We start from the raw sequence: 21,480 nt of genomic DNA, 5'->3' as shown, positions 1-21,480 counted from the left end.
CGCCCTGAACCGTCAGGGCACCGGCCTTCACCATCAGGGCAAAGCCGACGCCGCCCTGACGGCGGCAGGTGCCGCAATGGCAGACATGCAGATCGTCCGGCCGTTCGGTCAGCGCGACCTGCACGGCCCCGCACAGGCAATGTCCGTTCATGACCGCCCCTTTCGCGCAAAATAGTCGGCCTCGGTTTCCATGCGGTGATGCCCGCCCACCGACCAACCCGCAGCCTTGCGGTCCACGAAGACCTCATGCGTGACGGTCAGGCCCTCCGTGTCGTCCAGCATCCCCAGCGGGATTTCATAGCTTGACTGGCCATCGTCGCGGAACCACAGCGTCGATCCGCAGGTGTCGCAGAACGACCGCGTGCTGCTGTCCGAGGAACGGAAGGCCTTCACATGCGCCGCCCCTTCCACCGTCACGTGGGCGTCCGGCACCTCGATGGCGGCAAAGGCGAGGCCGGTCCACCGCTGGCACATCTTGCAGTGGCAGATGCCGAAGCCCTTCGGCAGGTCGGTGATCGTGACGCGCACGGCGCCACACAGGCAATGTCCGGTCGTCATCTCGTTCTCCCTTACGAAATCACGGCGTCGCAGTCGAAGATCGGCTGGCTGGCCTCGAACCCCTTGTCGCCGGGAAAGGCGAAGGTCATCGGGCTGCCGTTCGACGGCTGCCATCCGCCGGCCCCGTCCGAATGTTCGGTCGGGCCGGCGAAGAAGCTGCCCAGCTCACGGCTGACATATTCCTGCCCGCGCGACTGGCGCAGGACCGTCCCGTTCTCGTCCGTCTCGGCATAGGAGAAGCGGGTCCGCGCCAGGCTTTGCCCGTCGATGACCGCCACCTCCCCCGTCAGCTTGTCGCGGCCGGTGACATGGGTGCGGGTGCCGTCCTCACGCTCCAGCCAGAAGTCGTAGCCGTCCTGCCCCTGATCGAACAGGGTGCGGATGGAACCGGGGTCCTGCACCTGGCCCAGACGCTGCGCGCCCTCGGGGGCGCCGTCATGGCTTTGCAGCCACTCCCCCTCGGCATTCGTCTGCGTCAGGAAGAACGGACCCTGCTGGTCGGCGTCGATGCGCCACTGGGTGCCGGCCGGATCGCCTTGGCAGGTGTAGTAGTTCGACACCCGGCATTGCTTGGACTGCACCGTCAGCGTGGTGGTGCAGCCGTCGGGCGGGGAAAACCCCGCCGCCTGCGCCGACACCGGCAGCGCCAGGCACAAAAGCGCCGCGCGGATCATTCCGCCGCCACCGCGGCCGGGGCCGCCAGATAATCGAGGATGGCGCCCGCCACCTCGCGCCCGTCGCGGATGGCCCAGACCACCAGCGAGGCGCCGCGCACGATGTCGCCCACGGCATAGACGCCGGGGATGTTCGTGGCATGGCTGCGGAAATCCGCCTTGATCGTGCCCCAGCGGGTCGTGCCCAGATCCGGCGCGTTCCAGTGCGAGGGCAGGTCCTCCGGCTCGAAGCCGAGGGCGGTGATGACCAGATCGGCCGGCTCCACATAGTCGCCGCCCTCGATGATCTCGGGCGCCTGACGGCCCGTGGCGTCGGGCGGCCCCAGGCGCATCTTCTGCACGATCACGCCTTCGACGTGATCCGTGCCGACAAAGCCCTTGGGCGCGGTCAGCCAGTTGAACTCCACGCCTTCTTCCTCGGCGTTCTGCGTTTCGCGCTGGGATCCGGGCATGTTGGCCCGGTCGCGGCGATACAGGCACTTCACCGATGTCGCGCCCTGACGGATCGCGGTGCGCAGGCAGTCCATCGCGGTGTCGCCGCCGCCGATCACGACCACGCGCTTGCCCGCTGCGTTCAGGTTGCCGTTGTCATAAGCCTCGACCTCATCGCCGAAGCTTTTGCGGTTCGACGCGGTGAGGTAGGCCAGCGCGGGCACGATGCCATGCGCGCCGATACCGTCGCCGGACAGGTCGCGCGCCTTGTAGACGCCCGTCGCGATCAGGACCGCGTCATGCTGGCCACGGATCGCGTCGAAGCTGATGTCGGTGCCCACGTTGCAGTTCAGCACGAACTGGACGCCCGCCTGCTCCAGCTGCTCCACCCGCCGCATGACGACGTGCTTTTCCAGCTTGAAACCGGGGATGCCATAGGTCAGCAGCCCGCCCGCGCGATCATAGCGGTCGTAGACGGTGACCTGGATGCCCTGACGGCGCAGCATGTCAGCGGCCGACAGGCCTCCGGGACCCGCGCCGATGATGCCCACCGACTCCGTCCGCTCTGCAATCGGAAGGCCGGGCTTGACCCAGCCGCGTTCCCACGCCGCGTCCGTGATGTATTTCTCGATCGACCCGATGGTGACGGTGCCGTGGCCCGACTGCTCGATCACGCAGTTGCCTTCGCACAGACGGTCCTGCGGGCAGATGCGGCCGCAGATCTCGGGGAAGGTGTTGGTGGCCTGGGAAAGGTTGTAGGCCTCCTCCAGCCGCCCCTCGGCCGTCATGCGCAGCCAGTCGGGGATGTTGTTGTGCAGGGGGCAGTGCGACTGGCAATAGGGCACGCCGCACTGGCTGCACCGGCTGGACTGCTCCGCCGCCTTGGCATCCGCGAATTCACGGTAAATCTCGTCGAAATCCTGCGAACGCAGATCGGGCAGACGCTTTTCCGGCATCTCCCGTTCGGTTGTCACGAATTTCAGCATGCGCTGGGTGGCCATGGCAGGGCAATCCTTGCGAAGAGGCGGTCGAACGCTTTCTGGCACAGGACATTTGCATATAAAAGTCAGCAAAGCTGACATTTATGCAGTAATTTTTGCGTCTACCGCCGAAACCTCGTGGGATCGGCAAATTTATAGGTCATCATACATTACCTATAGCTGTCAGCCCCACACCGACAGGGCGATCAGGGACAAGGTGCCCACCACGATTCGCCACCATCCGAAGATGGCATAGCCACGCCGCGCCACATAACCCAGCAGCCAGCGCACCACGCAGAGGCCGGACAGAAAGGCCGCGACAAAGCCGATGGCGATCAGCCCCGCCTGCCCCGCGTCCAGCTGGTCGCGCGTTTTGTAAAGGTCGTAGGTGAAGGCCCCCAGCATCGTGGGCATGGACAAAAAGAACGAGAACTCCGCCGCCGCCTTCTTGCTGCACCCCAAGGCCAGCGCCCCCACGATCGTGGCTCCGGACCGGGATACCCCCGGAATCATCGCAAGGCACTGGATCAGCCCGATGCGGAACGCGGTCCATACCGGCAGGCGCATCGCATCGTCATGCTTGGGCGCAACCGCCATCCGGTCCACGAACAACAGCACCACGCCCCCCAGAATCAGCATCAGCGCGATCAGGCGGGGGGTTTCGAACAGGACGGTCTTGATCAGGTCATGCGCCAGCACCCCGATCACCACCGCCGGCAGGAACGCGATCAGGACGGACGCCACGAAGCGCCGCGCGGCCGGATCGTGCGGGGCGGCGCGCACCACCTCCCACAGGCGGGCGGCATAGACGCTCAGCACCGCAAGAACGGCGCCCAGCTGGATCATCACCGCAAAGCTGTTGCCGGCGCTTTCGAAGCCGATGAAATGCCCTACCAGAAGAAGGTGACCGGTGGAGGAGACGGGGATGAACTCGGTCAGCCCCTCCACCACGCCAAGGAAGAGGGCTTCGAGCGCGTCGTGCATCGGTGTTCAGACCTTCAAAGTTTGATGGAGGGGCGCAGGCGCGCGTATTGGCCCGTCGGCCGGAAGGGCCACAGGTATTCGGGGATCACCGCTTCGAACGCCTGCGGGGCGATGTCGAGGTCGGCAAAGCCGCGGGCGCCGGGCGACACGACGTTGTCGCGCGCCAGAAGGCGCAGCTGGTCGCGCGTCAGCGTCTTGTTGGACACCAGCCCGCCCGTGATCTTCTGCACGCCGTCCAGCGTCGCCGCCATGACGCCGGCTAGACCGACCGGCAGATCCAGCAGCGGGCGCTTGCGCATCACGATGGTCAGCATCTGGCGCATCAGGTCCCGGAACGCCTCAGGCATCGGACCGCCCAGTTCGTAGACGCCCGGAGCCGCACGCTCGATCCCGGCGACAACGGCCTTGGCCACGTCATCGACATAGACCGGCTGGAACCGCGTCTTACCATGCACCACGGGCAGCACCGGCCAGCGGCGCGACATGGCGGCGAATCTGTTGAAGAAATCGTCCTCCGGCCCGAAGATGACGGAGGGGCGCAGGATCACGGCCGTGGGGAAGGCCGCCAGAACCGCCGCCTCACCTTCGGCCTTGGTGCGGGCATAGGGGATGTCGCTTCCCGCGTCCGCGCCAATGGCCGACAGATGGACCAGACGCGTCGCGCCCGCCTCCACCGCCAGCCGCGCGATGCGGCCGGGGCCTTCGGCCTGCACCGCCTTGAACGTGTTGCGGCCGCCGGGGCTCAGGATGCCCACGCAGTTCACCACCGCGTCCGCCCCCTGCAGCACCTGCCGCACCGAGGCGTCGTCGCGGATGTTGCAGAAGACCGGCTCCACCTGCCCCACGGCGCCATAGGGCTTCAGGAACAGCGCCTGGTTCGGGTGGCGGACGGCGATGCGGATGCGCCACCCTTCGCGGGCCAGACGCTGCACCACATAGCGCCCGACGAAACCGGACCCTCCGAAGATCGTGACCAGCTTGCTCATCCCCAAATTCTCCCGGGCCTTGGCTTACGGTGTTCGAGATACGCTGGCAGAAGGGGTCGGGCAAGTCTTGTGACGTTCTTGCAAAAATCTTGCGATTGCCCGTTGACACCCCCTGCGCAGGTCGGTAGATCACCGCTCACGACATCGGCCCAGATGGCGGAATTGGTAGACGCGCACGGTTCAGGTCCGTGTGCCGCAAGGCGTGGAGGTTCGAGTCCTCTTCTGGGCACCAAGTCTTGGCGAAAGCCCCGCAGCTTCGGCTGCGGGGCTTTGTCGTTATGGGCCAAGGCTTTGCCGGCGTGGACCTTACGGCGCCGCAAAGAAAAATGCGCGACAGGCCGGGCCCATCGCGCATCTTCTGAAACTTTGACCTGATCGGGTCAGTCGGCGGTCCAGTAGACCAGCGTGTGCGCCTCGCCCCGCTTCAGGCCCAGCGTCGCGACATGATCGCGCGCCGCCGCCACCTCGGCCTTTTCACCGGCGTAGAAGACGTAGCGGGGGCCTTCGGGCACCTGCAGGGCGCGGAAGGCGTCCATCAGAACACCGCCTTCGTCGCGGCACAGCCAGCGCAGGGTGATGCCGGGGGGCAGGGCTACCGTCTGGATATCGGCCTTGGTCGGCACCAGAAGCACCGCCTCGCCGCACGTGCCCTCGGGCGCGCCGCGAATCATACGCAGCACCGCCGGAAGGGCGGTCTCGTCGCCGAACAGGCCGACCCACGGGGCCTCGACATGGCCGGTGCCGCCGGGGCCGGTGATTCCGACCTCCTCGCCCATCTCCAGCGTGGCGATCCAGTCGTTCGCGCGGCCGCCTTCATGGCGGAAGATGTCGAAGTCGATCCAGCGCCCTTCCGGGCAGATGCCGCGGACGGTGTAGACGGGGCGGTGCCACTGGCTCAACCCGCCGGGCCAGACCGTGCCCCCGGTGTCGTCGGTGGACGGCCAGCCCAGTTCCTTCGGGCCCAGCAGCAGGCGGAAGTGGAAGCCGCCTTCCAGAAAGCGGGTGTAGTTCCCCGCCAGCCGCACCCGCGTGAAATTAGGGGAGATCTCGCTGACCCAAACCACGTGGCCCAGCGCCAGGTTCGCCGGGTTGGCGCCGCCCTTCATCTTGGCCCAGGTGATGCAATGCTTCAGCCCGACCTGGTCCAGATGCCAGGTCAGCGTGTCGCGCAGGTTCAAAAGCCGCGCCGCGTCCGAGGAGGTGAGTTCCACCGTGGTGCGCGGGCCGGTGTCGATCACCTCCAGCGTGCCGTAATACAGTTCTACCGCCTTGCCGCGCGGGGTGTCGGCCACCGCCATTTCCAGTTCCGCCGCGCGCTGGATCAGGCCGGGAAGAAAGGTCGCCGCAGGAATATCCAGAAAAGCCGTCGTCCGTTCCAAGGCTGTCTCCTAACGCGGAAAAGCGACCGGTGCGCCGGTCGATGGCTGAGTCACGATTTCCATACCAATTCCGTAAACTTTAGCCAAGCACAACTCTGTCATCAGTTCGGAAGGCGTGCCCTGCATCACGACGTGTCCCGCGCGCAGGGCGATCACCTGGTCGCAGAAGCGGGCGGCCATGTTCACGTCGTGCAGCACCACGATCACCCCGCGCCCCTGATCGCGGCACATGCGGTGGACCAGCGACAGCACCTCCACCTGATGGGCGATGTCGAGGGCGCTGATCGGTTCGTCCAGCAGAAGGCAGCCCGCCTCCTGCGCCACGGTCATGGCCAGCCACGCCCGCTGGCGTTCGCCGCCCGACAGGGTGTCCACCAGCCGGTCGGCAAAGGGGCCGATGCCGCATTCGGCGATCGCGGCCTCCACCACCCGGCGGTCATGGGGCGTAACGCGGCCCAGCGCGCCGTGCCATGGATAACGGCCCAGCGCCACGAGTTCGCGTACCGTCATCCCCTCGGCCGGCGGGGTGTGCTGCGGCAGATAGGCCAGACGCCGCGCCAGATCGCGGGCGGGCCAATAAGCCAGCGCCCGGCTTTCGAACGCCAGATGGCCCGATTCGGGCCGCATCTGGCGCGCCAGCGTCTTCAGAAGCGTCGACTTGCCTGACCCGTTATGCCCGATCAGGGCCACCATCCGCCCGGCCGGGATCGACAGCGACACGCCGTGCAGCAGCACGCGGCCCGGAACAGACACCCGCAGGTCGCGCAGGTCGAAAAGGGGGGTCATGCGTGCCTCCGCAGGATCAGCCAGACCAGATAGGGCGCGCCGATCAGCGACGCGAAAAGGCCCAGCGGCAGTTCATAGGGAAAGGTGGCCATGCGCGCGCCGAAATCCGACAGGATCATCAAGAGCGCGCCGATCAGGGCAGACCCGGCCAGATGCCCGGCCGGCCGGGCGAAGCCAGACCGCCGCGCGATGTGTGGCGCCATCAGGCCGACAAAGGACAGGGGCCCGACCAGAAGCGTCGCTGCCCCTGTGCCAAAGCCCGCCAGAAGGATCAGCGCCAGCCGGACGCGCCGCAGCGGCAGCCCCAGCGCCCCCGCCACCCCGTCGCCCAAGGGCATCACGGCCAGCCAGCGCGTCATGGCCAGCGCCAGCGCCAAGGCCACCACCGCAAGGATGCACAGCGCCCCGGCCCCCGTGGGCGTCACCGCCGCCGACGACCCGCCCAGCCATTCCAGCACCTTCCAGGATCGCGCGTCCCCCAGGCTCATCATCGCCGACAGCACGGCCGAGGCGAGGGAGGACAGCGCGATGCCCGCCAGCAGAAGGCGTTCGGGCGTGGCGCCCGCCCGCAGGGCCAGCGCGCCCACCACGGCCAGCACAACTGCCCCGCCCGCCATGGTACCCGCCAGCAGCCCCCCCGCCGTGGGCTGCGCCACAAGAAACACCACCAGCGCAAAACCCAGCGAGGCGCCGCCCGACACGCCCAGCACCTCGGGCGAGGCGAGGGGATTGGCCGTCATCCGCTGCAGGATCGCCCCCGCCAGCGCAAGGATCGCCCCCGCCGCCCCCGCTGCCGCAAGACGCGGCAGGCGGGTGGGCAGGAAATCGGCAAAGCTCTGGGCGTCCAGCACCACCCATCCGCCCGGCACCCGGCCCACCCAGATCAGCGCAAGGACGGCCAGCGCCAGCGCCCCCGCTAACAGCGCCAGAACCGGCAACGGGCGGGACAGGCGGGGAACCGCGCCGCCGCCATCACGCTGCGGCGGCACCGTCACGCGCATCCGCATCGTCAGCCACAACAGCAGCGGCCCGCCGATCAGGCCGGTCACGGCACCTGTGGGAAACATCTCGCCCCCAGCACCGGCAACCCACAGGACCGCGCCATCGCAAAGGGACAGGAGCAGCGCCCCGGCCAGCGGCGCCACCAAAAGCACCTGCCCGTGCCGCCGTGCCCCGGCGGCGCGGGCAATGGCCGGCGCGGCAAGGCCGACAAAGACCACAAGCCCGACGGCCGCCGTGACGCTGGCTGCCAGCCAGACCGCCAGCCCGATCACGGCCAGCCGCACCCCCGCCACGTTCAGGCCAAGCGCGGACGCCCCTTCGCCCAACGACAGGACCCGCAGCGGGCGGGCCAGAAGCGCCGCCCCCACGGCGCAGACCGCCAGAACCGCCGCCAGCCCGCGCACGGTGGACCAGTCCTGCTGCACCAGCGATCCGCTGTTCCACATCACCAGCGTCAGCAGATACTCTCCCTGCGCCAGCGTGATCGCAGTGGACAGGGACGCCGCCGTCAGCCCCACCAGAAGCCCCGCGATGACCATCGTCACGGGCGCGAAGGCCCGGCGCGCGCCCAGCGCCACCACCAGCCCCGCCGCGATCCCCGCCCCGGCCAGCGCCACGGGCCAGCGCCCCCCGTCCAGCACGCCCGGCGCGAAGATCGTGGCCACCACCACCGCCAGCTGCGCGCCCGAGGAAATGCCGAGCGTTGTTGGATCGGCGGCCGGATTGCGCAAGACCGCCTGCAACACCGCCCCCGACAGGCCCAGCGCCGCGCCCACCAACAGCGCCACCACACCGCGCGGCATCTGCCCGAAGGCCAAAAGGATCTGCGGCAGGGTCATGGTGTCGGGATCAAAGGGCCATGCGGGCCAGTCCGACAGCGGCACGAGCGTCAGTGCCGCATGGACCCACAGGGCCGCCGCCACGCCCGCGGCCAAAAAGAAGGGCAAAGCGCGGATCATGCCGCCCCCAGCGCGTGGACCAGTTCGGTCGCAAAGCGGCGAGCGGCGAGGATGCCCCCGAAGGGGCTGATTTCGGGCAGACGGTGCAGCCGGCGTTCGGCCACGGCGGGAAGGTGGTTCCACAGGACGGAACGGCGCAACTCCGCTTCGGTCTGCACGGGCGGGGCGCCGATCACGACGATCCGCGCCTCGGGCCGCGCGGCCAGCGCCTCGATCGGGACGGAGGCCGTGAAGGCGAACCGCGTGCGGTCGGCCCAGGCGTTGGTCAGGCCCGCCCGTTCCAGCACGTTGCCGAACAGGCTGTCGGCTCCAAAGGCCCGGAAGTGCCGCGAATCGCCGATGTTCACCAGATAGACGGGCCGGTCCGCAACAGGGGCCAGCCGGTCGCGGGCCGCGGCAAACTCCGCTTCGGCGGCCGCAAGGGCCGGGGCGGGATCGGCCCCGATCCGCGCGCCCAATTCGGTCAGCGCGGCCATGGCCTTGGGCAAGGGCGCCTCCCCCGGCACGAAGAAGGGCAGCGTCAGGACGGGGGCGATCGGCTCCATCCGCGCAAGGTGACGGACGTAATAGGGGGAGGACAGGATCAGGTCGGGCCGCACGATCTGCATCAGTTCGAAGTTGGGCGCGCCGCGCAGACCCAGATCGACGATGTCCGGCGGCAGCACGGGCGTCACGGCGTCGCGCCGGAAGCCCTTCACCTCGCACGCCGCCACGGGGGTGTTGCCTAGGGCTATGGCCGTTTCCAGCATCGCCCAGTCCACGGCCGCCAGCCGCAGGGGGACCGCGCCGAGCGCAAGGCGCGGCGCCACGAAGGACGCCGCAAGAAGCGACAGGACCCGCCGCCGTGTCACCACTTGTAGGCGATGTCCGCCACGACGGTGCGCCCGGCGCCATAGGTGCAGCCGAACGTGCCGCAATTGGCCAGATACTCCTCGTCGGTCAGGTTCTGGACCGTCAGGCGGGCTTCGAACGCTTCCCGTTCATAGCTGACCGAGGCGTCCAGCAGCGTCTCGTCGCTCATCTTGTAAAGGTTGCTGGCATCGCCAAAGCGTTCCCCGATGTAGCGGACGCCACCGCCCACGTTCAGCCCTTCCAGCCGCGTTCCGTCCGCGAAATCATAGCCGACCCAGAGGCTGGCCACATCTTCGGGAGAGTTCTCCGGCGTCAGCCCGGTGAAGTCACCGCTTTCGGTTTCGGCGTCGGTGTAGCTGTAGGCGCCCTTGGCGGTCCAGTTGTCCGTCAGTTCCGCCGTGCCCTCCAGCTCGAAGCCTTTCGACCGCACCTGTCCGCGCTGGCGGGTTTCCGGCACGCCCGAGGCGTTCAGCACACGCACGCTGACATTGTCCTGTTCAAGATCGAACACCGAGGCTGTGAAGAAGCCGCGGAAGAACGTGGGCTCGTACTTCACGCCGGCCTCCCATTGTTTGGCCGTCGTGGGATCCAGGACACGCCCCGACACCGCGTCGGTTTCCGTCAGAGGGTCGAAGGCGGTCGAATAGCTGACAAAGGGCGCAAGGCCGTTCGCGAAGACATAGGACAGGCCCGCGCGGCCCGTCGTCTCGCTGGCGTCCTGGTCGATATCGGTGCCGCCCGCGAAGTTCGTGTAGGTCTCGCCCTCCCGGCTGGTCCAATCGTGGCGCAAGCCCAGGCTCGCGCGCCAGCCGCCGAAGGACAGTTCATCCTGAACGTACAGACCCGTCTGCCGGAAGGTCAGATCGCTGGTGGAGGTGTACCACCATTCCGGATCGATGTCGGAGCCGTAGCTGGGATCGGAGATCGACAGGGGCGGCAGGACGCCCGTGGTGCCGGCCCGTCCGAATTCGGTGCTCAGCTTTTCGTCGAACTTGCGGATGTCGAGCCCGAAGAGCAGCTTGTGCTGCACCGCGCCTGTCATGACCTCACCGCTCAGACGGGTGTCGAGGTTCAGCGTGGAGGTGTCCTCGCCTTGCCGGATCGCGGCCCGTGCCACCGTGTCGTCGGAATTGAACGCGCTGAAATACAGCCATTGGTAGTCCCAGTCGAACGTCTGGTACCGGAACGCCTGGTTCAGCGTCCAGCTGTCGTTGAACCGATGCTCCCACTCCAGGCCGACATTGATCTGCCGGCGGTCGGACTCGTTGAAATTCTCCTCGCCCAGATAGAAGTCGGGGCCCAGCGGATCGTTGCCCGAGGCGAGGGTCGAGATGTCCGTCGCCGTCGGCTGCTCCGGGTTGTCCCACTGATAGGAGCCGAGGAAGGTCACGGTGTTCTGTCCGTCGATCTCCCATGTCGCGCTGGGGGCAAGGTAGACGCGGTCGTCGTTGATCTCCTCGGCGTTGCCGTTCTGGTGGCGCAGCACGCCGGTGAAGCGGTAGGCCACGTCGGGCGTGATCGTGCGGTTCAGGTCGAAGAAGGTTTCGGCCCGCTGGTTGGTGCCGAAGGACAGGCCCGCCTCGTTGAAATCGTCGAACTGGGGGCGCTTCTGGATCTGGTTGATCATGCCGCCCGGGTTGCCCGCACCGTAAAGCACGCCTGCGGGGCCGTGCAGCACCTCCACCCGCTCCAGCCCGTAGACCTCGAACGACGGGGTGGTGGAGGTCCGCAGCAGCTTCAGCCCGTTCAGGAACTGCGAGTTGCCGCCATCAAAGCCGCGCAGACGCGGGCTGTCGCCGCGGGCGTCCAGACCGAAGGGTTCGCCGAACACGCCGGAGGAATAGTTCAGCGCCTGTCCCAGCGTGGTGGCGCCCTGCGCCTCGATCTGTTCGGCCGTCACGACGGAATCGGTCTGCTGCGTTTCCAGACGGGGGGTGTCGGTCTTCGTGGCGCTGGCCTGCGAGGTGGCCACGAAGCCGCCGGCGGGACCGGTGGGATCTTCGGATCCGTCCACGATGATGGGCGCAAGAACCGTCACCTCGGTCTGCGCCTGGGCGGCACATGTCAGCGCAAGCACGCTGGCACCCAAAAGAAGTGGACGGTGAAGACGCATGGAACCCTCCGAAAACGCGATGGAGGCCCCATATCAAGCGCATCTGCGGTCGGCAATGAAATCCTACTGTTTCAGTAAGATTTCGGGTCGGTGTTGCGGGAACCCCATATTTGACGATATTCACAGCCGAACCCGAAAAGGAAATCCTCGCCCATGCGCATGTCCGACGTCGTCTTCAAACCCATGCATCCCGAAGGGTGGCGTTTCGTCGGCATCTTCGCCGTCGTCACGCTGATCCTGTTCTGGCTGTGGGAGCCCTTGGGCTGGCTCGGTGTGGTGCTGACGATCTGGTGCTACTACTTCTTCCGCGATCCGGTCCGGTACACGCCAATCGGGGACGGGCTGGTCATCAGCCCCGCCGACGGCCTGATCTCGCAGATGGAACGGGCGGTGCCGCCGCCGGAACTGGGCTTGGACCCCACGCCGCGGATGCGCATCTCCATCTTCATGTCGGTGTTCAACGTGCACGTGAACCGCGCGCCGGTGTCGGGGCTGTTGACGAAGATGGCCTACACGCCGGGCAAGTTCTTCAACGCGTCGCTGGACAAGGCGTCGATCCACAACGAACGCAACGCGCTTCTGATCCGCACGCCCACGGGGCATGACATCGCCTGCGTGCAGATCGCGGGTCTGGTCGCCCGCCGCATCCTGCCCTTCGTCAAGGAAGGGGAGCCGCTGGTCGCGGGCGAGCGCTTCGGCCTGATCCGCTTCGGGTCGCGCCTTGACGTCTATCTGCCCGACGGGGTGGAGCCGCTGGTCGCCCCCGGCCAGACCACCATCGCCGGCGAAACCGTGCTGGCCCGCCTGACCGGCGAACAGGCGGCCCTGCCCGCCCGCGCGACATGAGCCGCCCGCCCCGCCGCCTGAGCCTGGCGCAGCAGGTGCCCAACCTGATGACGCTGGGCGCCATCTGCGCGGGCCTGACCGCCATCCGCTTCGCGATCGAGGGACGGCCCGACCAGGCGATCCTGCTGATCGTGCTGGCGGCCATCCTTGACGGGCTGGACGGGCGTCTGGCCCGGATGCTGCAAAGCGAAAGCGCCATCGGGGCCGAACTGGACAGCCTCGCCGATTTTCTGAACTTCGGCGCGGCGACGGGCCTTCTGGTCTATTTCACGCTGTTCGGGACCGGCGGCCTCGGCTGGGTCGCGGTGCTGATCTACGTGATCTGCTGCGTCATGCGGCTGGCGCGCTTCAACGTCGGCACCAAGTCAACCGAGGCGGACGCGATGCCGGGCTGGTTCACCGGCGTCCCCTCGCCCGCCGGGGCGATGCTGGCGCTGATGCCCATCGCGGTGGATCGCGCCTTCGGGCCGCTGCCCCCGGCCGTGGTGGCGCTGTGGCTGGTCTTTGTGGGCTGGCTGCTGATCAGCCGCATCCGCACCCCGTCCCTGAAGCTGGTGCAGCTGGGCCCGCAGAACATGCGCTATGTCTTTGTGGGCGTGATCGCGCTGGGCGCGATCCTGTTCACCTGGCCATGGCAGGGGCTGCTGGCGCTGGACGTGGCCTATCTTCTGGTGGTCCTGTGGTCGGTCCGCCGCCCGCGCCTGTGGCGGAAAAAGCCGTCGCAGGACTGAGGCGCGTCAGCTCGCATCCACTCGCGGGGCCGCTGTTCCACGCACTGGGCGGCCATCAAGGACAAGACGGGCGTGGAAGGTCATGCCCGCCTGCGGCTCCCGGGCCCGCTCCTCGGCCGTCATGTTCTCCTGCCCCGTGGTGACGAACAGCACGTCCAGATCGGGGCCGCCAAAGGCAGGACAACTGGTCTGCGAGGCGGGCAAGGGCTCGGCCCTCAGGAACTCTCCCTCCGGGCTGTAGCAGGCGACGCGGCCCGCGCCGAACTGCGCCGACCAGAACCGCCCTTCAGTGTCCACGACGCCGCCATCGGGGTTCAGCTCTTCCACCGACAGATCAAGGAACACCTGCGGCGCGCCCTCGGGCCAGCCTTCGGCGTCCAGCGTCCACATCCAGACAATGTGGTCCGGCGTGTCGCTGACATAGATCCGGTTGCGCGCCGTGTCGAAGGCCATGGCGTTGGGCGTGGTCATCGGCTTGCGGATCACCCGCAGTTCCCCCCGATACCAGCGATAAAGGGCGCCCCGCCCCTCCTCGCCCTTCCGGCCCATGGTGCCCAGCCAGAAGCCGCCCCAGGGGTCTGCGCTGCCGTCATTGCCGCGCGTGCCGGGATCGTCCGCTTCGATCGCGACCAGACGGTCCCAGCCACCGTCCCGCAGGTCGAACCGTAACAGGCCGGTCTCCGACCCAAGCAGCAGACGGTCGCGGTCGATCCAGCCCAGCGCGGACACGGTTTCGGGCAAGTCCCACGACAAGGGCCCGGCGTCCGTCCGGCTGTGCAGCCGCTGTCCCGGAATGTCGAGCCAGAAGATCTGCCCGCGTTCGGGATGCCACAACAGCCCCTCGCCCAGTTCGCACCGCGTCGCGTCGAATACCTGCATGCCGCCTCCTGCCGTTCAGGCGGATATGGGGCGCGGGCGCAGGCCGGCCAGCCACAACTCCTCCTCCGGAACAGCACGGGCCGACACGCCCTGCGCCGAAAGGGCCCGCACCAGCAAATCGGGCAGCGCGCCTTCCCCGGTGACCAGAACGGACCGACCCAGCCACCACGCCTTTGTTGCCGCCAGTTCCGCGCCGATCAGGGCGGCAGCCAGATGCGCGTCGTCCCGCCCGGGAACCGCCAGTTGCGCGGCCAGCGTTTCCGGGCGCGACAGCGTGGCGGGCAGCGCCGCCGCGAAGGCCCGTTCGTCCACCGTGCCGCCCGTGGCCAGCGCGTCGAACAGGCGGCCCGTGAGCGTGCTGCGCGTGTCCGTCACCTCCCCCGCGCTGAGGGAGGCCCAGACCGTCCGTTCGCCCGCCACCACGAGGGTGCCGTCGAACTGCGGATGCACCGCCAGAAGCCCCGCGATGGGCGCCATGGCCCCGTTCACCGCATCGGGCAGCGGGCGGTCCTGCCTCAGCCCGGGAAGAAGGTGCAGCCCGTCCCGCAGAACCGGCGCGGGCACCGCGGCAGGCAGGGGTGACCACAGGTCCCACAGGTCCGCCGCCCCCGCCACGACCACGGGCCCGCTTCGTTCGGGCAGGGCCGCCAGCAGCGCCTCCCGCGTCTCGGGGCGGGGGGCGTCGGCCCGTCCCAGCACCGTGGTCCCGTTCATCTTCCACAAGCGCAGGCGTGCGCCACGATCCACCGCGATCCAGTCCATGACCGGCAGATGGGCGAAAGACCGGCGAAGATCAATGCATCCGGCATCAGCGACTTTGTTCCCATGTCCCGCCCAAATGGGCAGGTTTTCGCGCAGGTCACTGCGCGGTGCGCCGAAAAGGTTGCGCGGGGGGCGGGCTTTCACGGAAAGAAGATCGCGTGACAAGGCGTCTGTATGGGGCAGGCGCGGCAGGACCAGCGCCTGCACGATCGGGGATATTGCGGACAATGCGGATGGCCGGAGTTTTCGGACGGGTTCTTCTTGTGCTTTCCCTAACCCTTCCGGGGACGGCCTTCGCCGACGCCGGGGCGCGTCAGGTCTATGTCGAACAGATGACCCGCGACGATCTTCGGGTGGCCGTCAACGACGCCACGCAGGACATGCGCCACCTGCGCCGGATCTGGTGCGTGCCCTTCGCCCGCGCTGTGTCAGGGATCGAGATCAAGGGCAACGCCTGGACTTGGTGGGAAGGCGCGGGGGCCAACTACCCCAAGGGTTTGGTGCCCGTGGCGGGGTCGGTGCTGACGTTCCGCAAGACGCACAAGATGCCGATGGGCCATGTGGCCGTGGTGTCGCATGTGGTGGATTCGCGCCGCATCCTGGTCGATCAGGCCAACTGGGAACGCAACCGCATCACCACCGACACGATGGTGATCGACGTGTCCGAAAAGAACGACTGGTCGCAGGTGCGCGTGCAGAACCGCTACAACAGCTTTGGCGCGGTGTATCCGACCTACGGCTTCATCTACCGCGCGGCCAACCTGTCGTGAACGGGGATGCGCCGGCGGATGTCCGGCGCTAGGGTGCGCGCGAACGACGCATCCTCCCCGAGGCTTTCATGACCGACCCGTCCCGCCCGCTGTCCCGCGGGCTTGTGTTTCTGTTCGCCGCCGCCTGCGGGCTGATCGTGGCGAACCTCTATTATCCGCAGCCGCTGGCCGGCCCCATCGCGCGGGATCTGGGCCTGTCGCCCGGCGCAGCCGGCCTGACCGTGACGCTGACCCAGGTCGGCTATGGGCTGGGACTGCTGTTTCTGGTGCCCTTGGGCGACCTGATGGAAAACCGCCGCCTGATCCTTGCGCTGATGGCGGGCCTGACGGTCGCGCTGGTGGTGGCGGGGCTGGCCGGATCGGCGGCGCTGTTCCTGACGGCGGGGCTGGCCGTCGGGCTGGGGGCGGTGGCCGTGCAGGTGCTGGTGCCCTTCGCCGCCGCCCTTGCCGACGAGGCCACCCGCGGCCGCACGGTCGGCAATGTGATGAGCGGGCTGCTGCTGGGCATCATGCTGGCCCGCCCCGTGTCGGGCCTGATCGCCGATGTGGCGGGGTGGCACATGGTCTATGCCCTGTCGGCGGGGGCCATGGTGATGCTGGGCGTCGCCCTGCGCCTGCGCCTGCCCAAGCGCATGCCGCAGGGCGGGATGAGCTACGGCTCCCTCCTCCATTCCATGATGGGGCTGGTGCGGGACACGCCAGTGCTGCGGCGGCGGGCGCTGTATCACGCGGCGCTGTTTTCGGTGTTCAGCCTGTTCTGGACGGTGACGCCCCTGCTGCTGGCGGAACGCTACGGGCTGGACCAGCGCGGCATCGCCCTGTTCGCACTGGCTGGCGTGGCGGGGGCCCTGATCGCGCCGGCGGCGGGGCGGTGGGCCGATGCGGGCCACACGCGGGTGGCAACGCTGGCGGCGCTGCTGCTGGCCATCGCGGCCTTTGCGCTGTCGCTGGTGCCGGGGCTGATCGTGCTGACGGTGGCCGCAATCGTGCTGGACGCGGCGATCGGCATGAACCTCGTCCTCAGCCAGAGGGAGATCTTCGCGCTGGGCGCCGCCACGCGCAACCGGCTGAACGGGCTGTTCATGGCCGCCTTCTTCGTGGGCGGGGCCGTGGGGTCGGGATTTGGCGCGCTGGCCTATGAACAGGGCGGCTGGCTTGCGGCCGCCCTGATCGGGATGGCGGCGCCGGCGCTGGCGCTGGCCGCCTTCCTGGTTCTGGAACGGCGCGCCTAGCGGCCCGACGCCTCGTCCATCGGCAGGACCACGCGATCGGCCCGGCGCAGGCCCAGCAGCTGATATAGCACGATCGCCGCCACAGTGGCCGTGCCGATCCCTTCGACGGTGAAGCCGCCCAGGGTGATGCCGAAATTGCCGGCCCCGAACACCAGCGTGACCCCGACCGTGATCAGGTTGCGCGGGTCGGAAAAGTCGACGTGGTTGTCTACCCACAGACGCACCATAGCGGCGGCGATCAGGCCGAACACCACGACCGACAGCCCGCCCAGCACCGGCGCGGGGATCGTGCCCAGCAGCGCCCCGAACTTGGGCGAGAATCCGAGGAAGATCGCCACCACCGCCGCCACCACGAAGACGAGCGTGGAGAAGACGCGGGTGACGGCCATGACGCCCATGTTCTCGGCATAGGTGGTGACGCCGGTGCCGCCGCCGGCGCCCGACACCATCGTGGCGATCCCGTCGCCGATGAAGCCAGGCCCGATCCAGCGGTCCATGGGGCGGCCCGTCATCGCGCCGATGGCCTTGATGTGGCCCAGATTCTCCGCCACGAGGATGATGGCGACGGGGGCGATCAGCCAGATGGCGCGGCTGTCGAACACCGGCGCGTGGAAGGTGGGCCAGCCGAACCACGGCGCGGCGGCCAGCGCCCCGAAATTGACCCCCGGCAGAAGGCCAAGGCCGTTGCCCAGGATCAGCACGGCGCCATAGCCCACAAGGATGCCCGCAAGGATCGACACCCGGCGGATGGCCGGGGGCGCATAGACGGCGACCAGCCCGACCGCCAGAACCGTCAGCAGCGCCACCAGCATGTGCGGGCCCGTCCCCTCGATCCCTTGCGTGGCGACGGGGGCGAGGTTCAGGCCGATGGCCGCGCCCACGGCGCCCGTGACGGTGGGAGGCATCAGCCGTTCCACCCAAGCCGTGCCCGTGGCCATCACCAGCGCGCCGATCAGCGCATACAGCAGCCCGCAGGCGATGATCCCGCCCAGCGCCACGCCGATGTTCGCGTTCGCCCCCTGCCCCGCATAGCCCGTGGCCGCGATGACCACCGCGATGAACGCGAAGGAGGAGCCGAGATAGCTGGGAACCCTTCCCCGCGTCACCACGAAGAAGATCAGCGTGCCGATGCCCGAAAACAGGATGGCCAGGTTCGGATCGAACCCCATCAGGAGTGGCGCAAGGATGGTCGAGCCCGACATCGCAACCAGATGTTGCAGGCCAAGGGGAACCGTCGCGCCCCAGCCCAGCCGTTCATCCGGCTGCACCATGGGGCCCGTGGCGGGCGTCCAGCGGGGAAAGAAGCTCACATGCACCTCCTGTCGGCCCGGTCTTGAAGGGGGTGCGGCCTCCGGGCACGGCGCGCGACCTGACGGTCGGCTTACATCCAGCCCCCGCGGCGCGCACGGCCTTTCTGCAGGCAGGTGCCCTTGCGTGGCCGTTGTGCACCCCCGGCGGCCTTGCATCCCGCCGCCGCCCGGAAAATGGTGGACCGGCAAAGGAGCCCGCCCATGACCTTCGACATGACCACCATTCTCTCCCACCCCCGGTTCACGACCGCGACCGACGCGCTGCGCGCGGATCACGACCGGTTCGTGGAGGAGATCGTCACCCTGACCGAAATCCCCGCCCCGCCCTTCCGGGAGGAACGGCGCGCGGCGGCCTATGCCGAGCGGTTTCGTGCGCTGGGGCTGGAGGATGTGACGACCGACGCCATCGGCAACGTGACCGGGCTGCGGCGCGGGCGGGGCAACGGGTCGCTGGTTGTGGTGTCGGCGCATCTGGACACTGTGTTCCCCGAAGGCACGGACGTGACCGTGCGGCGCGAGGGCACGAAGCTGTTCGCTCCCGGCGTGGGCGACGACACGCGCGGGCTGGCGGCCCTTCTGGCCTTTGTCCGCGCGCTGGACGCGGCCGACATCTGGACCGAGCATGACATCCTGTTCATGGGCGACGTGGGCGAGGAAGGGAAAGGCGACCTGCGCGGCGTGCGCCACTTCTTCACCGAAGGGGCGTATCGCGACAAGGTGGCCGCCTTCTTCACCATCGACGGGATCGAGACGCCGGATCTGGTCACGGGGGCCGTCGGGTCCAACCGATACCGCGTGACGTTCCGGGGGCCGGGTGGGCACAGCCTTGGCGCCTTCGGCACCGTGAACCCCGCCTATGCCATGGGCGAGATGCTGGTGGGCCTGTCGAAGATCGAGGTGCCGGCCGATCCCCGCACGTCCTATTGCGCCAGCGTGTTCGGGGGCGGCACCTCCATCAACGCCATCCCCGAGGAGGTGTGGGTGGAGGTGGACCTGCGTTCGACCTCGCCCGCCGAACTGGCCCGGATCGACGCAGAGATGCACCGCCTGATCGCCACGGCGGTGGAAAACGAGAACGCGCGCGGCGACACCGCCAACGGGTCCATCCGGGCCGAGGCCGCGCAGATCGGCGCGCGTCCGGCGGGCGGCACGGGCCATGACCAGCGCATCGTCACCGCATCGATGGAGGCGATCCGCGCCTTCGGGTTCACGCCGGTGCTTTCCGCCTCCTCCACCGACGCGAACATCCCGATGAGCCTGGGGATCCCGGCGGTGAAATTCGGCAGCGGTGGCGCGGGCGGCCGGGCCCACACGCTGGAGGAATGGATCGATGTGGAGCCGGAGCTGTCGCTGCGCGGGCTGAACGCCGCGCTGGCCGCGATCCTTGGCACCGCGGGGATGGAGGTCTAGCGCGCGAAGCGGCCCGGACCGCTGGCGGCCAGCACCAGAAGGCCGCCGGCGATGGCCCAGTTCTTCACGAAGATCGTGACCTGCCACGGATCGGCCCGAAGCTGCCAGTGGAACCAGCTGGTGAGGATGCAATAGGTGGCCATCACCAGCGCCACCTGCCGCACGCGCGGCCCCGTCACCAGGAGCACGCCCGCGATCAGGTCGAACAGGGCCACCGGCCAGACGAGCCCACCCGGCAAGCCAAGACCCGCGATCATCCCTTCCACCGGGGCGGGCTCGGTCACCTTCTGCAGCGCGCCGCCCACGAACAGCAGCGCGATCAGCACCCGGCCGACAAGGTTCAGCGCGTCGTTCATGCGAGCGTCAGCGCGGACAGGCCCACGACCGCCGCCCCCGCCGCCACCTGAAGCACGCCCGCCCGGCGTGCGTTGCCCGTCCGGCGGCCCAGCCAGGCCAGCCGGCGCGCGGCCAGCCCGCCGCCGATGGCCAGCGCGTTCAGCGCGGCCGTGCCCAGCCCCATGGCCAGCACCCCCAGCACCCCCGCGCCGGGAATCCCGAAGCGCCAGGCGATGACCAGAAGAAAGATCGCGCCGGTGCAGGGGCGTGCCGCGACCGACAGGATCAGGGCGAAGGTCTCGCGCCGGGACGACAGGTTCGTCACCTCGGCCGCCGTGGGGCCGTGAGAATGGCCGCAGCCGCAATGGTGATGATGGTGCTGTTCGGCCCGCAGCGCCCGCAGCCCGCGCCAGACCAGCAGCGCGCCGATGGCGGCGATGGCCAGACGGCTGAAGGTGGCAAGCGCCCCCTCGGCCAGGGCCGACGCCTCTTGCGAGGTCAGGCGGAACAGGTTCACGACCACCAGCACCAGAAGGATGGCCCCCAGCGCCTGCGCCAGGCTGGCGGCCGCCCCCAGCGCGAAGATGCGGCGCGCGGTGGCCGTGGTGCCCAGCGCAGCCCCGCCCAGCAGCACCTTGCCATGCCCCGGCCCCAGCGCGTGCAGGAAGCCGTAGGCCCCGCTCAGCCCGCAGAGGGTGGCAAGGGCCCAGGGGTCGCCCGCCTTGATCGCGCGGATCACGCCCGCCATCTCGGTCTGCACCTTTTGCTGCACGCCGGACGCCCAGCCCAGCGCGGCTAGCCCGTAGTGATCCCCCAGCCCGATCAGGACGACGGCCAGCAGGGCCGCGGCCGCCAGCCCCGCGATCAGTCGCATGCCAGCCGCGCTTCCTCGGCGAAGTTGGCGCCGATGTTGGGATCGTCGGGCATCTCCTCGGTTCCCAGCTTTGCGAGTTCGGCCTGAAGGCGCAGGCTGACGCTGTCGGGGGTGAAGGGCACGATGCGCGTGTGGCAGCCTTCGGGCGTGTCCAGCACGGCCTTGGCGGTGTAGGCGTAGTAATAGTCGGGCGCGTACATCTTCAGCACCACCTCCTGCCCCGCCATGGGCAGGGGGTCGGCCAGCGGCAGGTCGAACGTCACCTCCACCCGGTCGCCCACCATGCGGGCGGTGCCGTTTTCCGGACGGGTCAGCGGCACCTTGGCGTTGCCGTGGAACAGGTAGGTGTCGCCTTCGTAATCCTCGGCCCATTCGGTTTCGCCGGCGGCGACCTTCTGCAGATCCTCGGCGTTCAGCTGGCCATCGCCATCCTCGTCCAGCCAAAGCTGGTCATACAGGACGAGGGTGGAGAACGCGTCGTACAGCCAGACGATCCGCAGCCCGGTCAGGGCGTCCCCGTCCATCCGGAAGCCGACGGATTCGTCGACAAAGACATGCGGATGCGCCCCGGCGGGCGAGGCGGCAAGACAGGCGAGGAGAAGGGCGCGACGGAACATGCCCTTGG

General features: G+C 68.7%; 21 protein-coding genes, 1 tRNA gene and 1 pseudogene. 6 read left to right on the top strand and 17 right to left on the bottom strand.

Annotated elements, in window-relative coordinates:
- The 6 genes from PIJ50_RS16455 to PIJ50_RS15035 form a co-directional block, all read right to left on the bottom strand.
- A partial coding sequence (locus PIJ50_RS16455) for a GFA family protein (RefSeq protein ID WP_442900749.1) occupies positions 1-151 on the bottom strand: 151 nt, incomplete at its 3' end.
- Positions 148-558 (bottom strand): GFA family protein, encoded by a 411-nt coding sequence (locus PIJ50_RS15055; protein ID WP_271976350.1) that lies wholly within the window; start codon positions 556-558, stop codon positions 148-150. The genes PIJ50_RS15055 and PIJ50_RS16455, both read right to left, overlap by 4 nt.
- Before the next feature lie 11 nt (positions 559-569).
- Entirely contained in the window at positions 570-1,232 is a 663-nt protein-coding gene (locus tag PIJ50_RS15050; RefSeq protein WP_271976348.1) for a hypothetical protein, read from the bottom strand.
- The gene (locus PIJ50_RS15045) at positions 1,229-2,665 is read right to left on the bottom strand and encodes an NAD(P)-dependent oxidoreductase (protein WP_271976346.1); all 1,437 of its coding nucleotides are present in this window, start codon (positions 2,663-2,665) and stop codon (positions 1,229-1,231) included. Before PIJ50_RS15045 ends, PIJ50_RS15050 begins: the two co-directional genes overlap by 4 nt.
- A 162-nt stretch (positions 2,666-2,827) precedes the next feature.
- Positions 2,828-3,628, bottom strand: a complete 801-nt coding sequence (locus PIJ50_RS15040; protein WP_271976344.1) for an undecaprenyl-diphosphate phosphatase — start codon at positions 3,626-3,628, stop codon at positions 2,828-2,830.
- Between the two features lie 14 nt (positions 3,629-3,642).
- Positions 3,643-4,614 (bottom strand): complex I NDUFA9 subunit family protein, encoded by a 972-nt coding sequence (locus tag PIJ50_RS15035; RefSeq protein ID WP_271976342.1) that lies wholly within the window; start codon positions 4,612-4,614, stop codon positions 3,643-3,645.
- Positions 4,615-4,761: 147 nt separating this feature from the next.
- On the opposite strand from PIJ50_RS15035, the gene PIJ50_RS15030 reads away from it, so the two are divergent.
- Positions 4,762-4,846, top strand: a tRNA-Leu gene (locus tag PIJ50_RS15030).
- A gap of 148 nt (positions 4,847-4,994) precedes the next feature.
- Here the strand turns inward: PIJ50_RS15030 and PIJ50_RS15025 are convergent.
- The 5 genes from PIJ50_RS15025 to PIJ50_RS15005 are packed head-to-tail and all read right to left on the bottom strand — an operon-like array spanning position 4,995 to position 11,705.
- The gene (locus PIJ50_RS15025; protein WP_271976341.1) at positions 4,995-5,993 is read right to left on the bottom strand and encodes a siderophore-interacting protein; all 999 of its coding nucleotides are present in this window, start codon (positions 5,991-5,993) and stop codon (positions 4,995-4,997) included.
- 9 nt (positions 5,994-6,002) lie between these two features.
- A complete protein-coding gene (locus tag PIJ50_RS15020) occupies positions 6,003-6,779 on the bottom strand; it encodes an ABC transporter ATP-binding protein (protein ID WP_271976340.1) in 777 nt (258 codons plus the stop codon).
- Positions 6,776-8,740, bottom strand: a complete 1,965-nt coding sequence (fhuB, locus tag PIJ50_RS15015; RefSeq protein WP_271976339.1) for a Fe(3+)-hydroxamate ABC transporter permease FhuB — start codon at positions 8,738-8,740, stop codon at positions 6,776-6,778. The genes PIJ50_RS15020 and fhuB overlap by 4 nt, the downstream gene beginning before the upstream one ends.
- Entirely contained in the window at positions 8,737-9,591 is an 855-nt protein-coding gene (locus PIJ50_RS15010) for an ABC transporter substrate-binding protein (RefSeq protein ID WP_442900748.1), read from the bottom strand. The genes fhuB and PIJ50_RS15010 overlap by 4 nt, the downstream gene beginning before the upstream one ends.
- The gene (locus PIJ50_RS15005) at positions 9,588-11,705 is read right to left on the bottom strand and encodes a TonB-dependent siderophore receptor (protein WP_271976337.1); all 2,118 of its coding nucleotides are present in this window, start codon (positions 11,703-11,705) and stop codon (positions 9,588-9,590) included. The genes PIJ50_RS15010 and PIJ50_RS15005 overlap by 4 nt, the downstream gene beginning before the upstream one ends.
- Before the next feature lie 150 nt (positions 11,706-11,855).
- On the opposite strand from PIJ50_RS15005, the pseudogene PIJ50_RS15000 reads away from it, so the two are divergent.
- A pseudogene (locus tag PIJ50_RS15000) lies at positions 11,856-12,551 on the top strand (phosphatidylserine decarboxylase); the annotation flags it as partial.
- A complete protein-coding gene (locus tag PIJ50_RS14995) occupies positions 12,548-13,282 on the top strand; it encodes a CDP-alcohol phosphatidyltransferase family protein (RefSeq protein WP_271976333.1) in 735 nt (244 codons plus the stop codon). The pseudogene PIJ50_RS15000 and the gene PIJ50_RS14995, both read left to right, overlap by 4 nt.
- A gap of 6 nt (positions 13,283-13,288) precedes the next feature.
- On the opposite strand, the gene PIJ50_RS14990 is transcribed toward PIJ50_RS14995, so the two are convergent.
- Complete coding sequence (locus PIJ50_RS14990; protein ID WP_271976332.1) at positions 13,289-14,161, bottom strand: SMP-30/gluconolactonase/LRE family protein; 873 nt, start codon at positions 14,159-14,161, stop codon at positions 13,289-13,291.
- Positions 14,162-14,176: 15 nt separating this feature from the next.
- Positions 14,177-14,923, bottom strand: coding sequence for a 2-dehydro-3-deoxygalactonokinase (locus PIJ50_RS14985; RefSeq protein WP_271976331.1), 747 nt, complete (start codon positions 14,921-14,923; stop codon positions 14,177-14,179).
- Between the two features lie 263 nt (positions 14,924-15,186).
- On the opposite strand from PIJ50_RS14985, the gene PIJ50_RS14980 reads away from it, so the two are divergent.
- On the top strand, positions 15,187-15,693 hold the full coding sequence (locus PIJ50_RS14980; RefSeq protein WP_271976330.1) for a CHAP domain-containing protein: 507 nt from the start codon (positions 15,187-15,189) through the stop codon (positions 15,691-15,693).
- 68 nt (positions 15,694-15,761) lie between these two features.
- Positions 15,762-16,925 (top strand): MFS transporter, encoded by a 1,164-nt coding sequence (locus tag PIJ50_RS14975; RefSeq protein WP_271976329.1) that lies wholly within the window; start codon positions 15,762-15,764, stop codon positions 16,923-16,925.
- Here the strand turns inward: PIJ50_RS14975 and PIJ50_RS14970 are convergent.
- The gene (locus PIJ50_RS14970) at positions 16,922-18,235 is read right to left on the bottom strand and encodes a uracil-xanthine permease family protein (RefSeq protein WP_271976328.1); all 1,314 of its coding nucleotides are present in this window, start codon (positions 18,233-18,235) and stop codon (positions 16,922-16,924) included. The genes PIJ50_RS14975 and PIJ50_RS14970 overlap by 4 nt on opposite strands.
- Before the next feature lie 201 nt (positions 18,236-18,436).
- On the opposite strand from PIJ50_RS14970, the gene PIJ50_RS14965 reads away from it, so the two are divergent.
- Entirely contained in the window at positions 18,437-19,645 is a 1,209-nt protein-coding gene (locus PIJ50_RS14965; RefSeq protein WP_271976327.1) for a M20/M25/M40 family metallo-hydrolase, read from the top strand.
- Here the strand turns inward: PIJ50_RS14965 and PIJ50_RS14960 are convergent.
- From PIJ50_RS14960 to PIJ50_RS14950, 3 genes are read right to left on the bottom strand one after another with little or no spacing between them, the layout of a single operon-like run.
- Positions 19,642-20,001, bottom strand: a complete 360-nt coding sequence (locus PIJ50_RS14960; RefSeq protein ID WP_271976326.1) for a DoxX family protein — start codon at positions 19,999-20,001, stop codon at positions 19,642-19,644. The two genes, PIJ50_RS14965 and PIJ50_RS14960, sit on opposite strands and share 4 nt — an antisense overlap.
- A complete protein-coding gene (locus tag PIJ50_RS14955; protein WP_271976325.1) occupies positions 19,998-20,855 on the bottom strand; it encodes a nickel/cobalt transporter in 858 nt (285 codons plus the stop codon). The genes PIJ50_RS14960 and PIJ50_RS14955 overlap by 4 nt, the downstream gene beginning before the upstream one ends.
- Positions 20,846-21,472, bottom strand: a complete 627-nt coding sequence (locus PIJ50_RS14950) for a DUF1007 family protein (RefSeq protein ID WP_271976324.1) — start codon at positions 21,470-21,472, stop codon at positions 20,846-20,848. The genes PIJ50_RS14955 and PIJ50_RS14950 overlap by 10 nt, the downstream gene beginning before the upstream one ends.
- Positions 21,473-21,480: the final 8 nt, after the last annotated feature.

Origin of the sequence: Falsirhodobacter sp. 20TX0035 (assembly GCF_028307215.1) — a bacterium.
Taxonomy (GTDB): domain Bacteria; phylum Pseudomonadota; class Alphaproteobacteria; order Rhodobacterales; family Rhodobacteraceae; genus Falsirhodobacter.
This window is presented reverse-complemented; position numbering and strand designations above follow the sequence as displayed.

Excerpts from the sequence above, each read along its gene's own strand:
- PIJ50_RS15020 (WP_271976340.1), bottom strand. The coding sequence starts at position 6,779 with ATGACCCCCCTTTTCGACCTGCGCGACCTGCGGGTGTCTGTTCCGGGC.
- PIJ50_RS14965 (WP_271976327.1), top strand. The coding sequence starts at position 18,437 with ATGACCTTCGACATGACCACCATTCTCTCCCACCCCCGGTTCACGACC.
- PIJ50_RS15050 (WP_271976348.1), bottom strand. The coding sequence starts at position 1,232 with ATGATCCGCGCGGCGCTTTTGTGCCTGGCGCTGCCGGTGTCGGCGCAG.
- PIJ50_RS14995 (WP_271976333.1), top strand. The coding sequence starts at position 12,548 with ATGAGCCGCCCGCCCCGCCGCCTGAGCCTGGCGCAGCAGGTGCCCAAC.
- PIJ50_RS14955 (WP_271976325.1), bottom strand. The coding sequence starts at position 20,855 with ATGCGACTGATCGCGGGGCTGGCGGCCGCGGCCCTGCTGGCCGTCGTC.
- PIJ50_RS14950 (WP_271976324.1), bottom strand. The coding sequence starts at position 21,472 with ATGTTCCGTCGCGCCCTTCTCCTCGCCTGTCTTGCCGCCTCGCCCGCC.
- PIJ50_RS15045 (WP_271976346.1), bottom strand. The coding sequence starts at position 2,665 with ATGGCCACCCAGCGCATGCTGAAATTCGTGACAACCGAACGGGAGATG.
- PIJ50_RS15040 (WP_271976344.1), bottom strand. The coding sequence starts at position 3,628 with ATGCACGACGCGCTCGAAGCCCTCTTCCTTGGCGTGGTGGAGGGGCTG.
- PIJ50_RS15035 (WP_271976342.1), bottom strand. The coding sequence starts at position 4,614 with ATGAGCAAGCTGGTCACGATCTTCGGAGGGTCCGGTTTCGTCGGGCGC.
- PIJ50_RS14990 (WP_271976332.1), bottom strand. The coding sequence starts at position 14,161 with ATGCAGGTATTCGACGCGACGCGGTGCGAACTGGGCGAGGGGCTGTTG.
- PIJ50_RS15055 (WP_271976350.1), bottom strand. The coding sequence starts at position 558 with ATGACGACCGGACATTGCCTGTGTGGCGCCGTGCGCGTCACGATCACC.
- PIJ50_RS15005 (WP_271976337.1), bottom strand. The coding sequence starts at position 11,705 with ATGCGTCTTCACCGTCCACTTCTTTTGGGTGCCAGCGTGCTTGCGCTG.
- fhuB (WP_271976339.1), bottom strand. The coding sequence starts at position 8,740 with ATGATCCGCGCTTTGCCCTTCTTTTTGGCCGCGGGCGTGGCGGCGGCC.
- PIJ50_RS14975 (WP_271976329.1), top strand. The coding sequence starts at position 15,762 with ATGACCGACCCGTCCCGCCCGCTGTCCCGCGGGCTTGTGTTTCTGTTC.
- PIJ50_RS14985 (WP_271976331.1), bottom strand. The coding sequence starts at position 14,923 with ATGGACTGGATCGCGGTGGATCGTGGCGCACGCCTGCGCTTGTGGAAG.
- PIJ50_RS14960 (WP_271976326.1), bottom strand. The coding sequence starts at position 20,001 with ATGAACGACGCGCTGAACCTTGTCGGCCGGGTGCTGATCGCGCTGCTG.